This is a genomic window from Actinacidiphila rubida (assembly GCF_900110255.1).
In the GTDB taxonomy this organism is placed as follows: Bacteria; Actinomycetota; Actinomycetes; order Streptomycetales; family Streptomycetaceae; genus Actinacidiphila; species Actinacidiphila rubida.
In genome coordinates this window covers 242352-257205 of the sequence record NZ_FODD01000001.1, presented here as the reverse complement: position 1 = coordinate 257205, position 14854 = coordinate 242352, and the positions used below count along the sequence as shown (strand labels likewise).

Annotated in this window: 13 protein-coding genes and 1 tRNA gene; 6 read left to right on the top strand and 8 right to left on the bottom strand. The window is 72.5% G+C overall.

Annotated features, from left to right (window positions below):
* Positions 1-29 precede the first annotated feature (29 nt).
* Together BMW99_RS01125 and BMW99_RS01120 are read right to left on the bottom strand one after the other, a co-directional pair.
* Positions 30-860, bottom strand: coding sequence for an ABC transporter ATP-binding protein (locus BMW99_RS01125; RefSeq protein ID WP_069462769.1), 831 nt, complete (start codon positions 858-860; stop codon positions 30-32).
* Between the two features lie 135 nt (positions 861-995).
* The gene (locus BMW99_RS01120) at positions 996-2525 is read right to left on the bottom strand and encodes an MFS transporter (protein WP_079138285.1); all 1530 of its coding nucleotides are present in this window, start codon (positions 2523-2525) and stop codon (positions 996-998) included.
* 540 nt (positions 2526-3065) lie between these two features.
* Between BMW99_RS01120 and BMW99_RS01115 the strand changes: the two genes are divergently transcribed.
* On the top strand, positions 3066-4418 hold the full coding sequence (locus BMW99_RS01115) for a hypothetical protein (protein ID WP_177226044.1): 1353 nt from the start codon (positions 3066-3068) through the stop codon (positions 4416-4418).
* A 150-nt stretch (positions 4419-4568) separates the two neighbouring features.
* On the opposite strand, the gene BMW99_RS01110 is transcribed toward BMW99_RS01115, so the two are convergent.
* Both BMW99_RS01110 and BMW99_RS01105 read right to left on the bottom strand, forming a co-directional pair.
* Positions 4569-5189, bottom strand: a complete 621-nt coding sequence (locus BMW99_RS01110; RefSeq protein ID WP_075016060.1) for an FMN reductase — start codon at positions 5187-5189, stop codon at positions 4569-4571.
* Positions 5186-6283 carry an LLM class flavin-dependent oxidoreductase gene (locus BMW99_RS01105; protein WP_075016059.1) on the bottom strand — a complete coding sequence of 366 codons (1098 nt, stop codon included), beginning with the start codon at positions 6281-6283 and terminating at the stop codon, positions 5186-5188. The genes BMW99_RS01110 and BMW99_RS01105 overlap by 4 nt, the downstream gene beginning before the upstream one ends.
* 265 nt (positions 6284-6548) lie before the next feature.
* Here BMW99_RS01105 and BMW99_RS01100 point away from each other — a divergent pair.
* Positions 6549-6621, top strand: a tRNA-Arg gene (locus tag BMW99_RS01100).
* 86 nt (positions 6622-6707) lie between these two features.
* Here BMW99_RS01100 and BMW99_RS01095 read toward each other — a convergent pair.
* The gene (locus BMW99_RS01095; protein WP_075016058.1) at positions 6708-8060 is read right to left on the bottom strand and encodes a ricin-type beta-trefoil lectin domain protein; all 1353 of its coding nucleotides are present in this window, start codon (positions 8058-8060) and stop codon (positions 6708-6710) included.
* A gap of 287 nt (positions 8061-8347) precedes the next feature.
* On the opposite strand from BMW99_RS01095, the gene BMW99_RS01090 reads away from it, so the two are divergent.
* Positions 8348-9394 (top strand): pseudouridine synthase, encoded by a 1047-nt coding sequence (locus BMW99_RS01090; RefSeq protein ID WP_075016057.1) that lies wholly within the window; start codon positions 8348-8350, stop codon positions 9392-9394.
* Between the two features lie 99 nt (positions 9395-9493).
* Here the strand turns inward: BMW99_RS01090 and BMW99_RS01085 are convergent, their stop codons facing one another.
* Complete coding sequence (locus BMW99_RS01085; RefSeq protein WP_075016099.1) at positions 9494-10294, bottom strand: VOC family protein; 801 nt, start codon at positions 10292-10294, stop codon at positions 9494-9496.
* A gap of 234 nt (positions 10295-10528) precedes the next feature.
* Between BMW99_RS01085 and BMW99_RS01080 the strand changes: the two genes are divergently transcribed.
* Positions 10529-10777, top strand: a complete 249-nt coding sequence (locus BMW99_RS01080) for a hypothetical protein (RefSeq protein ID WP_141726667.1) — start codon at positions 10529-10531, stop codon at positions 10775-10777.
* Positions 10778-11022: 245 nt separating this feature from the next.
* Here BMW99_RS01080 and panD read toward each other — a convergent pair whose 3' ends face one another.
* Both panD and BMW99_RS42600 read right to left on the bottom strand, forming a co-directional pair.
* Positions 11023-11457 (bottom strand): aspartate 1-decarboxylase, encoded by a 435-nt coding sequence (gene panD, locus BMW99_RS01075; RefSeq protein WP_075016056.1) that lies wholly within the window; start codon positions 11455-11457, stop codon positions 11023-11025.
* 166 nt (positions 11458-11623) lie between these two features.
* Complete coding sequence (locus tag BMW99_RS42600) at positions 11624-13720, bottom strand: FUSC family protein (RefSeq protein ID WP_075016055.1); 2097 nt, start codon at positions 13718-13720, stop codon at positions 11624-11626.
* 211 nt (positions 13721-13931) lie between these two features.
* Between BMW99_RS42600 and BMW99_RS01065 the strand changes: the two genes are divergently transcribed.
* The gene (locus BMW99_RS01065) at positions 13932-14366 is read left to right on the top strand and encodes a MarR family winged helix-turn-helix transcriptional regulator (RefSeq protein ID WP_069467555.1); all 435 of its coding nucleotides are present in this window, start codon (positions 13932-13934) and stop codon (positions 14364-14366) included.
* 157 nt (positions 14367-14523) lie between these two features.
* Positions 14524-14736: a heavy-metal-associated domain-containing protein gene (locus BMW99_RS01060; RefSeq protein WP_075016054.1), complete on the top strand. Its 213-nt coding sequence runs from the start codon at positions 14524-14526 to the stop codon at positions 14734-14736.
* The last annotated feature ends 118 nt before the right edge of the window (positions 14737-14854 follow it).

Genomic DNA, 14854 nt, shown 5'->3' with positions numbered 1-14854 from the left:
CCGGACGGGCCCTGGCCACGCCGACCGCCTCAGCGGCGCCCCGAGCGCGCCAGCCAGCGCCCCTCGTGACGGCTCACCTCGATGGGCCGTCCGAAGCACGCGGTCATCCAGTCCGCGGTCAGCACCTGCTCGGCACCGCCCGAAGTCAGCACCCTGCCCTCCTTGAGCAGCAGCACGTGCCCGATGGCGGGCGACAACTCTTCCAGGTGATGGGTGACGGTGATCGTCGCCAGACCCGAACGGGTGACCGCGAGCCCGTGCATGGCGTCGATCAGATCTTCACGCGAGGGCAGATCGAGGGCGTTGAACGGCTCGTCGAGCAGCAGCAGCGACGGGTCGGCCATCAGCGCCCGCGCCACCAGGATGCGGGCGCGCTGCCCGCCGGAGCAGACGCCGTAGGCGCGGTCGGCGAGGTCCTTGATCTCGAGTTCGGCGAGCAGCGCGTGGGCGCGGTCGCGCACTTCGGAGTCGTACGTGCGCCACAGCGGCTGCACGGTGCCGCTGTGACCGGTCAGGACGACGGTGTGCGCGGTGGCGTCCTGCGGGACCTTCTGCGCGGAGGACACCAGGCCGATCCGCGCGCGCAGTTCACGCATGTCGACGCGGCCCAGCCGGTGGCCGAGCACCTCGACGGTGCCGGTGGTCGGGTGCATCAGCGCGCCGATCAGCCGCAGGACCGTCGTCTTGCCGGCTCCGTTGGCGCCGAGCAGCGCCCAGTGCTCGCCGAACCTGACCGTCCAGGTGATGTCGTCGAGGATGACCTGACCGGTGGTGTAGCGGCGCACGCTCGCGCCGTCGAGCGCGGCGACGACGGCCGGTGTGCTGCCGCCGGGGGCGGCGTCCGTCCCGTTGGCTGTCATGGCGGGAACGATAGCTGTATAGAGCATGTTCCGGCCGGACGTTCCGCCATACGGATGGGCCGGGCGATCACGGCGAACGGAGCGGAACCCCGGCCGGGCCGGGGTTCCGCTGGGAATCGGGCGCTGGAGCCCGGCTCACACCGCCGGTGGTGGGGCTCCCCCGCCATCGCCCTGCATCGCCTTCGGCGGGCCCGGCCGGAACAGCAGGAACGTGATCAGCGCACCGGCGGCGAAGAACGCCGCCGACCACCAGTACGCGACGGTGTAGCTGTGCAGCTGCGCCTGGCCGACCACGGCCGGAGTGGGCCGCTTGCCGACGAGGTAGCTGGTCACGGCGGTGGTGGCCAGCGAGTTGAGCAGGGAGGTGCCGACCGAGCCGCCCACCTGCTGGCTGGTGTTGACCATCGCCGACGCCACACCGGCGTCGTTCGGCCGCACCCCGGAGGTGGCGAGGTTCATCGAGGTGGCGAAGACCAGGCCGAGGCCGAGACCGAGCAGCATCAGCGGCGGAAGGATGTGCGCCGCGTAGGTGCTGTTCGCGTCGAGCCCGGTGAACCACGCCATGGCTCCGCCGGCGAACAGCATGCCCAGCGGCACGATGGGTTTGGCGCCGACGCGCGGCAGCAGCGAGTTCTGCGCCACCACGGAGGCGACGACCAGGACGGCCACCAGGGGCAGGAAGGCCAGCCCGGTCTTGATCGGCGAGTACAGCAGGGTGCGCTGCATGTAGTACGTCAGGAACAGGAACACGCCGAACATGCCCGCGCCGGACAGGAACATCGCCAGGAACGACGCCCCTCGGTCGCGGTCGCCCACCACCCGCATGGGCAGCAGCGGATGCTTCGCGCGCTGCTGCCACAGCACGAACCCCAGCAGCAGGACGACACCGGCCAGGAGGAACGCCCAGGTGGTGGGCGCACTCCAGGGGTGCCGCTGCGCGTTGGAGAAGCCGTAGACGATGCAGAACAGACCGCTGGTGACCATGAGCGTGCCGGGCACATCCAGGCTGGGACGGTCCCCCGGTACGCCGGAGCGCAGCAGGCGTGCGCCGCCGATGAACGCCAGCGCGGCGAAGATCAGGTTGACGTACAGGCACCAGCGCCAGTCGAGGTACTCGGTGAGGATGCCGCCGAGCAGCAGGCCGACCGCGGCTCCGGCGCCGGCGATCGCGCCGTAGATGCCGAACGCCTTCGCCCGCTCTCTGGGAACGGTGAAGGTCGTCGTCAGCAGTGACAGGGCGGCGGGCGCGAGGATCGCGCCGAACGCGCCCTGTGCGGCGCGGGCGGTGACCAGCACTTCGAAGCTGGGTGCGGCGCCGCCGATGGCCGAGGCGACCGCGAAGCCCACCAGGCCGGTGAGAAAGGTCTTCTTACGTCCCACCAGGTCGGCGAGCCGGCCGCCGAAGAGCAGCAGCGAGCCGAAGGCGAGCGCGTACGCGGTGATGATCCACTGGCGGTTGCCGTCCGAGAACCCGAGATCCTTTTGCGCGGACGGCAGCGCGATGTTCACGATCGTCGCATCGAGCACGACCATGAGCTGGGCGATGCCGACGACGACGAGCACCCACCATCGGAGGTGCGAGCCGTCGGCGTCCTTGCCTGCCGCCTTGCCGGCTCCGCGCCCGGTGTGGGCGGTTGTGGAGGTGTCCTGCGTACTGCGGACCATGGCATGCGTCTCCCTTTGCGCGACTGCGCGCCCCCTGGCTCCCACGCTAAGCGCAGGTCAGCACCTCCGCCATGTGGGGGAGGTGCCGCAGGTCGCAGGGTGGTGACGTGGCGAGGAGCCGCCGGCGGCCGGTCCCCGAAACCGGCCGCGGCGGCGGCTCCCCCGTTCCACGGCCCCTACGGCGGCAGCCGGTCCGACCAGCGGGAGCTCACCCGCGACCGTCATCGGACGACCGTCCCAGGTGGCGATGACGGTCACGGAGTGTTCGGCCGCACCGCTGAGGTGCGGCTCGGACACAACGATGAGTAACCGGCCATCTCATACGGCTAACTCACCGTCACTCGGTTGGCGTGACCCGACGAGCACATCATCACCGGCTGGTGTAGGCCGTCCGGCGTGCCCGCACGGCGCATGGCGCCCGGACGCAGTAACCCGGCGGGCGGGCAGCGGCCGATGGCCGTTTTCTGATGAGAGGACGGCCCTTTCGTCCGATGACCGCAGGACCCCGCTGTCCGACCGTCATATGAGGGGAGAACGCACATGGCGACCCGTGCCGACCGCTTCCCCCCGGACGACGACCCCGAGGGCAGCGAACCGGAGGGCAGCGAAGCGGAGGACGGCGATTCGCAGGAGGGCAAACCGCTCGCCGAGGACGAGCGCGCGGAACTCGCCTCGCTGCGTAAACGGGTGACCCCGCGGCACCGCTGGCGTTCGTTCTTCTCGGCGGTGCTCATCACCGTCGCCGCCGTGCTCGTGCCGCTGAGCGCGGTGGCCGTATGGGTGGCCGACCTGATGGCGGACACCGACCGCTACGTGGCGACGGTCGCCCCGCTCGCCCGTCACCCGGACGTCCAGGCGGCGGTCACCGACCGGGTGACGGAGGCCGTCATGGCGCACGTCGACATCAACTCGCTGCTGTCCAACGTCACCCCGTCCGACCGGCCGCGGCTGGAGAGCGCGCTGGGGAACCTGCGCGGCCCCATCACCAGCGGCATCGGCGACTTCGTGCACCAGACGGTGGCGAACTTCGTGGCCACCGACGCCTTCGCGCAGCTGTGGACGCAGCTGAACCGCCAGGCGCACACCGCGTTCACCGGGGCGCTGACCGGCGAGAACAACACTGCGGTGAAGGTGCGGGGCGACGCCGTGGTGCTGGACCTGGCCCCGGTCGTCGACCAGGTCAAGGCCAGGCTGGCGAACCGCGGGCTGGGCGTCGTGGCGCACATCCCGACCGTGCACACCGACTACACCCTGGTGAAGTCGCAGGACGTGAAGAACGCCAGGACGGGATTCCGCCTCCTGCAGATCATCGGGAACTGGCTGCCGGTGATCGCGGTCGTGCTCGCCGCCGGCGGCGTGCTGCTCGCGGTGCGCCGCAGACGCGCGCTGGTGACGGCGGCGCTGGCCTTCGCCGTGGGCGCGGTCCTTCTCGGCATCGCGCTGACGGTGTTCCGCGTGGTCTACCTCAACCATCTGCCCGCGAACACGAACGAGCGGGCGGCCGGCGCGATCTACGACCAGCTCGTCCGCTTCCTGCGGCTGTCGGTGCGCACCGTGATCGTCCTGGGCGTGGTCGTCGCGCTCGGCGCGTGGGTGAGCGGGCCGGGCCGGTGGGCGCTGAAGGTGCGCGACGTGTGGGAGTCCGGCATCGGCGCGGTACGGCAGGGGCTGGGCATCACCACGCTGGGGCCCGTGGGCCCGTGGGTGCACCGCTACCGGTACGCGCTGCGGTGGGCGGTCGTGGTGGTGGCCGCGATCGTGATGCTGGTGTGGTCCTACCCGACCGGGCTGGTCGTCTTCTGGATCGCGCTGGTGGCGGTCGCGGCGCTGGCGATCATCGAGTTCCTCGACGACACCCGTCAACCGCGCGCCACGAGGGTGACTTCGCCGTAGCCGGGGCCCGGCATGCCACCCTCGCGAGTGATCGCGTGCTTTCCGTGCGGCCGCACCTCGCCCGGGTGACCGGGCCGCACCGCCGCGACCCGCAGGTCACTCGTCCGTGGCGGTCGGCCCGGCGGGCGGGAGGTCACCCACGCGTGCACGTCACTCCTGGCCCACGGCCAGTGCCGCAAGCTGCTGCGCGAAGGGCACGACGGGCACGTCGACGTCGGGGACGTCCGGGTGGGCGGGCCGCGCGTCGACCAGGGAGGCCAGCTCCCGCGCCGCGCGGTCGACACGCCCGGCCAGGGCATCGTCGCCGCCCGTGCCCCAGTCCTCCGAGGCCGCGTAGACGGCGGTCGGCACGACCACGGACCTCAGGTACGAGAACAGCGGCCGCATGGCGTGCTCCAGCACCAGGGAGTGCCGCGCGGTGCCGCCGGTGGCGGCGATCAGCACCGGCGTGCCCGCGAGCGCGTCCTTGTCGACGATGTCGAAGAACGACTTGAACAGCCCGCTGTAGGAGCCGGTGAACACCGGGGTCACCGCGATCAGCCCGTCGGCGGAGGTGACCGCCTCCACGGCGTCGCGCAGCCGCGGCCCGGGGAAGCCGGTCACCATGTTCTGGGCGATCTCGTTGGCCAGCTCGCGCAGCTCGATCACCTGCACCCGGGTGTCCGGGTCGCCGGTGTGCTGCTGGACGGCGCCGGCCAGCCGGTCGGCGAGCAGCCTCGTCGAGGAGGGGCGGCTGAGCCCCGCCGCGACCGCGACCAGCGTCTTCGTCATGCCTGGACCTCCTGCAGTTCCGCGTCGCGCCGGGCGACCAGCGCCTGGTGGGTGGGGGCCTCGGCGACCTGCGCCGGGCGTCCCTTGGCGAACTCCTCGCGCAGCACCGGCACGACCTCCTCGCCGAGGATGTCGAGCTGCTCCAGGACCGTCTTCAGCGGCAGGCCCGCGTGGTCCATCAGGAACAGCTGGCGCTGGTAGTCGCCGAAGGTCTCGCGGAAGGCCAGCGTCTTCTCGATGACCTCCTGCGGGGAGCCGACGGTCAGCGGGGTCTGGTCGGTGAACTCCTCCAGCGACGGCCCGTGCCCGTAGACCGGGGCGTTGTCGAAGTACGGCCGGAACTCGCGCACCGCGTCCTGCGAGTTCTTCCGCATGAACACCTGGCCGCCCAGGCCGACGACGGCCTGCTCCGGCGTACCGTGCCCGTAGTGCGCGTACCGGTCGCGGTAGAGCTCGATCAGGCGCTTGAAGTGCTCCTTGGGCCAGAAGATGTTGTTCGCGAAGAAGCCGTCACCGTAGTAGGCGGCCTGCTCGGCGATCTCCGGGCTGCGGATCGAGCCGTGCCAGACGAACGGCGGCACGCCGTCCAGCGGGCGCGGCGTCGAGGTGAACGACTGCAGTGGGGTACGGAAGCGCCCGGCCCAGTCGACGACGTCCTCGCGCCACAGCTTGTGCAGCAGGGCGTAGTTCTCCACCGCCAGCTCGATGCCCTGGCGTATGTCCTTGCCGAACCACGGGTAGACCGGGCCGGTGTTGCCGCGGCCCATCATGAGGTCGACGCGGCCGTCCGCCAGGTGCTGCAGCATCGCGAAGTCCTCGGCGATCTTCACCGGGTCGTTGGTGGTGATGAGCGTCGTGGACGTGGAGAGGATCAGACGATCGGTCCGGGCGGCGACGTATCCGAGCATGGTCGTGGGAGATGACGGTACGAACGGCGGGTTGTGGTGCTCGCCGGTCGCGAAGACGTCGAGGCCGACCTCCTCCGCCTTCTGAGCGATCGCGACCATGGCCTTGATCCGCTCGTGCTCGCTCGGCGTGCGTCCCGTGGTGGGGTCCGTCGTGACGTCGCCGACAGTGAAGATTCCGAACTGCATCACTTTCACCCGTCCCATTTGGTTGACCATTCAATCACCCTCAACGGAGGAGGGTGCACCCCTATTCCGGCCGGCACCCAGGTGACGTTCCGCAACCGTTCGGCCACCCGCGGCCCCCGCCGCTCACGACCGGCGTCCCCTGCCCGCGCCCCGAGTCCGTGTCCGGAGTCCGCGCCCCGAGTCCGCGCAGCGCTCCTGCTCCTCGGCAGCCACGCGCAGCCGGTACACTGTCGACGCGCCGCCTGCCACGACCTGGCGCGTCCGCGCCCCAGTAGCTCAGGGGATAGAGCACAGCTCTCCTAAAGCTGGTGTCGCAGGTTCGAATCCTGCCTGGGGCACAGTGGCCGGCTCGGTGGCGGACGGCGGAACGCGAAAGCCCGCACCTTATATAAGGTGCGGGCTTTCGCGCGTAGGGCGGGCGCGGTCAGGAGGGCAGGTGCCAGACCTGGTTGGCGCCGCCGGTGCAGTCCCAGATCTCCACCTGGGTGCCGGGTGTGGTGGACCAACCCGTGTCGTCCAGGCACTTGTTGGACTGCGGGTTGTACAACGACCCGTTGGACTGCGGTATCCACACCTGCGATCCGGTGTTGTTGCAGTCGTAGAGGTCGACGGCCGTCCCGTTGGCGGTGCCGGCCGCGTACACGTCCAGGCACTTGCCGAGGACGTGCAGGGTGCTGCCGGCCTGGACCACGGTCCACTGCTGGGCCGCGGAGCCGTTGCAGGTGTAGACCTGCACGGGGTTGTAGTTGGCGGTACTGGCCGAGCGGTCGTCGAGGCACAGGCCCGCGTAGCCGGTGATGGCCGCACCGTTGGACGGCGGCGGGTTGCCGCCACCGCCACTGGTGGAGTAGGCGGCGACGTAACCGACGCTCATCGTCCCGCCGGAGGTGGTGGACCCGCTCGGCGAGGTGCAGCCGCACACGCCGTTCGGGAAGCCGCCGCCCATGGCGAGGTCGAAGATGATCATCATGTTGTGGTCGAACGCCTGCTGCCAGGTGGAGGCGCCGACCTGGCCCTCGGTGACCGTGAAGTAGGCAGAGCCGTCGAGGTAGAAGGTGATCGACTCGGCCGAGGTGTTCGTGCGGTCCAGGATCATCGTGTACGTGTGGAAGCCGCTCTGACAGCCGGAACAGCCGCGCAGGCCGCTGCCGATGCCGTTGCCCTCGTTGCAGACGCCGCCCGGGTAGGTGCCGCAGTGGACCGTGCCCGCCACCTCGGAGAGGGCGTTGACGTCCTCCATGATGTCGATCTCGCCGTTCTCCGGCCACTGGCCGGAGCCCAGCATCCAGAACGCGGGCCAGTAGCCGAGGCCGTTGGCCGGCGAGGGCTGCTGGATCGACGCGGTCACCTCGAGCTTGCCGCCGGCCGGCGCGCCCACCAGGGCGGTGGGCGTGTGGATCCGGCCCGAGGTCCAGTTGCTGCCGCTGCCCAGGGCGGTGATGTTCAGGTGGCCGTTGCCGTCGAGGTGGACGTTGCTCGTCGAGTTGGTCATCGTCTCGATCTCACCGGTGCCGAAGTTCGAGCCGGGGCCGGTGTCGTACGTCCACTTCGAGCCGTTGGGCGCGCTGCCCGAGGCGCCGGAGAAGTCGTCGCTGAAGACCGTCGACCAGCCGGACGGCGGCGGCGGAACGGTGACGGCCTGCGCGGCGGGGGCCTCGGCGCCGAACAGGGCGACCGCACCGAGAGCGACCGCCAGGGCGACGGCACGCCAGCGCCGCAGCAGCGACGCCAGGCGTGCGGAGGAGGAATGGGGGGACTGTCGTGCGTGATCGGACATGGTCGGCTCCGGAGGTGGGGCGACGGGCAGCACGGGGCTGCGTCCAAGTGGGGGTGTGGGACTGACCGACAACGATTGAAGTCGTGTACACGCCAACACGTCAAGAGAGCGCTCTCACCCGGCTCCGGCGATCATCGGCCTGCACTCCCGCGCGCCGTAGCCTGGACGGCGGGCGGCGCCCGGAAACCGGCCGGAAACGCCCGGACACGCACACCGGACACTCACACCCGACATACGACCGGCCGCCCACGGCAAACGACCGGACATACAAGGAGACGAACAGGACGATGGCGCGCAGGCCGGGCCGCAAGGCACCGCCCGCTCCGCTGGCTCAGCGGGCGGGCGTCGATCCGGTGCGCCTGCGGCTCCCCGGCGCTGGGAACGTGGCCGGAGCCGATCCGGGGGACGTGGCCGGCGCCGCTCCCGGGGGCGGCATCGGCGGCGCCGGGCGCGGGGAGGGTGACTGGCCGACGGTCCGCGCGTACCTGTACGCGCGCTACGGCGCGGCGGTCGGCGTGCCGCGGCTGGACGCGATGCTCGCGGACGGCGCGTTCGTCACGGAGGACGGGCCGGTGGACGCCGCCACCCCCTACCGGCCGGGCGCTTGGGTGTGGTTCCACCGCGACCTGGAGCCGGAGCGGCCGGTGCCGTTCGCGGTGGAGGTGGTGTACCGGGACGAGCGGATCGTCGTCGCGGACAAGCCGCACTTCCTGGCCACCATGCCGCGCGGGCGGCATGTCACGGAGACGGCGCTGGCCCGGCTGCGCAGGGACCTCGGCGTGCCGCAGTTGGCGCCGGCGCACCGGCTGGACCGGCTGACCGCCGGGCTCGCCCTGTTCGTGGTGCGGCCGCAGGACCGCGGGGCGTATCAGACGCTGTTCCGGGACCGCCGGGTGCGCAAGGAGTACGAGGCGGTGGCCGCGTACGACCCGGCCGTGGTACTGCCGCGGACGGTGCGCAGCCGGATCGTGAAGGACCGCGGGGTGATCGCGGCACGGGAGGAACCCGGTCCGCCGAACGCGGAGAGCCGCGTCCAACTGCTGGAGCACCGAGGCGTGCTGGGCCGCTACCGGTTGGTGCCGGCGACGGGCCGCACCCACCAGTTGCGGGTCCACATGAACGCGCTGGGCCTGCCACTGCTCCACGACCCCGTCTACCCGCGGGTGCTGCCCGAGCGGGCGGACGAGGACGAGGACTTCGGGCGGCCGCTGCAACTGCTCGCGCGAGCTCTGGAGTTCACCGATCCGCTGAGCGGGCGGGCGATGCGGTTCGCGAGCACGCGCGAGCTGTCCGCGTGGCCGGCGGACGGGAACGAACGGCACCTCGGGGCGTGACCGCCCTGCCGGCCGCACCGGTGCGCCGCCGGCACGACGCCGGGGTCGCGGTCCGCCGGCACGGCGCGAGGAGCGGGACGTTCCTCGGCCGGCGCTCCGTCAGGAGCCGGATCCGGCGGGCGGTTCGGGGCTGAGCAGCGCGAAGAACGCGCCCTCCGGGTCACGGAGGAGCGCGATGCGTCCGACGCCCTGCATGTCGGTGGCGGGCATCAGGACCGTGGCGCCCTTCCCGGTGGCCGTCGCCACCACCGCGTCGCAGTCGGCGACCGCGAAGTACGGCTGCCAGTAGGGGCTGCCGTCGGGAAGCAGGTCGGCACCGAGCTGCATGATGCCGCCGTGGGAGCCCTCCTGGCCGCCGCCGGTGCGGGAGACCACGTGGTATGTGCCGGCGCCGTCGGGAAGCGGCATGCCCATGGAGTCCCAGGCGAAGACCTTCTGGTAGAACGCCTTGGCCCCTTCGGCGTCGGGCGTGTAGAGCTCGGTCCAGCACAGGGCGCCCTCGCCGACCCTCTCCAGGCCCTTGTTGGTGCCGGGCTGCCACACGGCGAAGTCGGCGCCGGTGGGGTCGGTGTAGCCGGCCAGACGGCCCTGGTCGAAGACGTCCATGGGCGGGAACCGGACGGTGCCGCCCGCCTGTTCGACCGCCTTGGTGGTGGCGTCGGCGTCGGCCGTCTCGAAGTACACCGTCCAGGCGGGGGTGGCCTTCTCGTCCTGCAGCGGGCCGAGGGCGGCGACCGTCTTCCCGCCCAGCTGGAACATGCCGTAGCCGCCGGCCTCCGGGCCGGCCGACTGGAACTCCCAGCCGAACAGGGCCTTGTAGAAGTCGGCTGCGGCGTCCGTGTCACGACTGCCCAGGTCGACCCAGTCGGGGGCGCCGGGCACGTAGTCGGTGGTGAGCATGGTGCCGTCCTCCATGAGCTGTGCGGGAACCGTCGGGGAGGAGCGCTCTGGTGGGGTTGTGCCGGATTCGGACGCTGTGTCCTCCCTCACATCCAGCATGGCAGGCCGCACCGACAGCCGTCGGGCGTCCGCTGGTCTTCGCAGGTCCGGGCGGTACCGGCGCGTGCAGGGGCGGCCACACGCCGTGGTGAAACGGATTCGGGATTGTCAGTGGTGCGCCCTAGGGTGGTTCACATGTTTGGGGGAAGTCTCGATCAGACGAACGCCGAGGAGCCCGTCAGCGCGATGGACGCGGCCCACTCGGCGAACGCGGTCCTGCGCGCTTACGTGCAGGAGCACGGCGACCGGCCGTGGACGCCGGAGGAGCTGGGGGAGCTGGCACGGCTGCGCGCCGAATGGACGGCGGCCGTGCGCGGCGTCCGTCTGGAGATACGACCGGTGTCCGGACCTGTCAACGGGTCGGCCGTGGTCACCGCTGCTTGAAGAGATGAGTGAGCCGGGCCGGCGGAGGCCGTCGGCCGCGGCCTGAGCCGCACGGCCCGCGCGACCTCCGCGACCTCGTGGTCTCTAGGGCCCGCTGCCTTGTGATCCCTGTACCCCATGCGGCCCAGCGGCCCTGCGACCCCTGTGGCCGGCACCTCCGAGTGACCCGCCCGGACCGCCCGACCGGTTCGCGGCGGCCCTTGACGGGGCGGACCCACGTGGTGGGGCGGTGGCGCGGGAGGGGGTCAGACCTGCGCGGGGACCGGGGGGGCCGCGTGCGGCGGGCGGACGGAGTCCGAGCCGGGGGCCGGCTCGGCGGTGTCGTTGCCGAGCGCCACGATGCGGTTGTCGGCGTCGACGTGCACGACGGCCGGGCGGAGAGCCCGCGCCTCGGCGTTGTCGACCTGCGCGTAGCTGATCAGGATGACGAGGTCGCCGGGGTGGACCAGATGCGCGGCGGCGCCGTTGATGCCGATCACGCCGGAGCCGCGCTCCCCTTCGATGACGTACGTCTCCAGGCGTGCGCCGTTGGTGACGTCGACGATGTGGACGAGTTCGCCGGGCAGCAGGTCGGCGGCGTCCATCAGGTCGGCGTCGATGGTCACGGAGCCCACATAGTGCAGATCCGCCTGGGTCACGGTGGCCCGGTGGATCTTGGACTTGAACATGGTGCGCAGCACGGTGCCGCCTCCTGGTGAACGGGCTGGTCGCGTCCGCGGGAGCGGTACGCGCCGACGCGTCCAGGGTAGGGCCCCGGCCGCCGGGCGGAACCGGGGGCCCCGGGCGGAGTGCGGAAGATCTCAGCGGTGGCAGGGGGTGCGGCGGCGCGGGTAGGCCGGGCCGGGCTCAGCCTGCCGCGGGGGCGGTGGCGGGAGCGGGCGGCTGCCGCACGGGGCCGTCGCCGGGGAGTCGGTCGTAGAGGTCGGCCAGTGCGGCGTTCAGGCGCACCAGGTGCGGGGGGCCACCACGTGCCCGGCGCGGGGGCTCGGCGTCGGGCCGGTGGCCGAGCCGGCGCCGCACCTGCCCGGTGTTGAGCGCGGCCAGGCCCAGTTGGGGCCGTGACGCGACGAGCTCGGCGGTGTCGCCGGCGGCGATGGCCCGGATGGCGGGCGCGCAGGAGGCGAGCGCGTCGGCCCAGTCGGCGGCGTGCGTGGCGCGATCGTTCGCCGGCGCGGCCTGGCGGGCCGCTCGCGGGCGTGGGACGCGGGCGAGGAGTCCCCGGCGGTCGGCGCCCTTGCCGGAGCCGGACCCGGAGCCGGGACTCCGGCCGTCGCCGGATGCGGGCCCGGTGGCGGGATCCGCTGCGGGGGCGAGGAGGGGCAGGGGCTGGTCCAGGGCGGCAGGCACGCGGGTGCGGAGGCGGTGGGACAGGGAGCGGTGGATCAGGGAGCGGTGGGCGCGGGCGGGCGCGGCGGCCTGGGTGAGGTCGCGGGTGGCGCGGTCGAAGGCGCGGGCCAGCCGCCGGATCTCCGCGGGCTGCGGCTCGTCGGCACGGGCGGCGCCGAGCAGGTCCTGGAGCACGTGCAGCGCGCGTGCCGCGCGGCCGCGCAGCACGGTCTCGGTGCGCAGCGGCAGCACGAAGCAGGCCGCCGCGATGCCGCACGCCGAGCCGAGCAGGATGCCCTCGGGACGCTGGACGAGCAGGGCGGCGCCTCGCTCGCCGTCCATCGTGTAGAGGACGGCGAGCATGCTGGTGACGCAGAACGCCCAGGCGGCGTAGGTGACATCGCGCAGCCACACCCCGGCGAGCAGGAAGCCGAGGATGACGACGACGGCCAGCGGCGCCTCACCGGCCACCAGGTGTGCGACGAGCGTTCCGATGATCGCGCCGGTGAACGCACCCGCGACGCGCAGGCCGCTGCGGTGCACGACGTCACCGCGGCTGCGGGCCGCGCTGCACACCACGAACGCGGTGATGACGGTCCAGGTCCAGCGGTGCGGGAAGGCCAGGTGGCCGACGGCGAACGCGGCCGCCATCGCCGCGGCGAGCTGGGCGGTCAGGCGGGTCTGCGGCTGCGGGTCGCGCCATCCGCGGGCGCTTCGGCGGGCGGCGGGCGGGTCGGCCGCCGGCCACTCACGGGCGGGGGTCGCGCGGACGGCGGCGGCGTGGGTGCGGACGGCGGCGAGTGCGGCGGTCCAGCGGTCGGCGCCGGGTGCCGGGACGTCGTCGCCGAGGGGTGCGCCCGTGGCTCGGTCGCCGCGCGCGGTACCGGTGTCCGCCGCGAGGACCTCGACGCGCAGGACGGCGGCGGACAGCGCGTCCAGCGGGCCGTGATCGGCGCCCTCGGGGAGGCGGGCCGCGGCCATCCGGTCCTCGACGGTGAGGGCGGCGCGGTGCAGGTCCCGTACGGCGCGGGCACGCACCCGACCGGGTGCGTCGACGGGCAGCGCCCGCAGGCGGGTGGCGGCGCGCAGGACGTCGCGGGCGGCGGCCGCGGCCTCCCGGGCGGGCCGGGTCGGCAGTACCGCGGTCACGGTGACGACGCAGACGACGGCGACCAGTCCGGCGACGCCGCCCCACATCGGGCCGGTGGCGCGCGCAGCGCTCGGCGGCACCGGCACGACGAGGACGGACACGAGCGGGGTCAGGGCGAGCCGGCCGAGCCGGCGGACCGTGCCGCCGAAGCGCATCAGGTAGCGGGACGCGGCGACGGCGGCGACGAAGGCCGCGGCGCCGAGCACGGCGTGGCCGAGCATGAACCGTCCGGTGAAGGCGGCGGCGATGCCGATCGCGGGGACGTAGACGAGGGCCGACAGCCGGTGCGGGAGGCTGGTCGCGTGCAGCGAGCGGGAGAGCAGGACGGCGAGCACGGTCGCGATCACGACCATGCCGCCGGGCAGACGAGCGGATCGGACGACCGCGTCGGTCAGCAGGAGCGCGGCGACCGCGGCGATGACCGTGCGTACGGCGACCCGCCACTGCACGCCGCCAGGATCGATCATTCGCAGTCGGACGATCGTACGTACCGTCACCCTGTGACACCTCACTGGACTCATCAGACAATCTCTACGTCAGGCGTAGGACTTTGCACCTCGAACGAGTGGCTGTCCGCGTCGACCGTCACACAAGAATGCCATCTGATGGGGGATGTCACCCTCGTCACCCCGAAGACCAGACCTCTAGATAATACGCAGAGCTGAGAAAATGGCAGGCATGTTTCCTCCCCCTCCCGACGACCCCGCGTCGGTGCTCCGCCGTGCCGTCAACCGGCTCGGCCGCCGGATGCGCTCCGAGCGCCTGCCGGACTCGCTGCCCACGGGCAGGCTCGGAGCCCTGGCGCAGCTCTACCGCGAGGGCCCGAGCAGCCCCGGCGCCATGGCGGCCGCACTGCACGTCCAGCCGCAGTCGCTGACGAGAACGCTGGCAGCGCTGGAGCACGACGGCCTGGTGACGCGGGTGCGGGACGCCGACGACGGCCGTCAGTACCGGATCGAGCTGACGCAGAGCGGCTTCGAGGCCATGGCGCGCGACGTGGAACACCGGGACGCATGGCTGCGCGCGCGCATGGAGACCGAGCTGAACGACACCGAGCGCCAGCTGCTGCGGCTGGCCGCCGGCCTGCTGGACCGGCTCGCGGCGGACGAGTGACGGCCGGACCACGGCGTGGCCGCCCTGTCACGGAATTTTCACGCGATACCCCTAGGGGGTATATGGTGGAGACGAAGGGCCGGACACCGCCTTCGGGGACCGGCTTCGCACCGCGCCTGTGCGGCGCGCCGTACGACACACGCATGAGGAGCGCACCATGAGCGAGGCCGTCTACTCCGTTTCCGGGATGAGCTGCGGTCACTGCGAGTCCGCGGTCACCAAGGAGGTCACCGCGATTCCCGGCGTCACCTCGGTGACGGCCGTGGCGAAGACGGGGCTGGTGACCGTCGCCTCCGAGGCGCCGCTGGAGGACGACGCGATCCGCGCCGCCGTCGACGAGGCCGGTTACGAGCTCGTCGGCCGCGCCTGAGGACGCGCCGCGGACGCACCGAGGGGTGGTGCGCACGCCGGGGAGGGCACACGACCGGGTGACGAGCCGAGCGGATGGTCCGACGGGATGACCGGACGGACGCTCACCCGATCCGGTG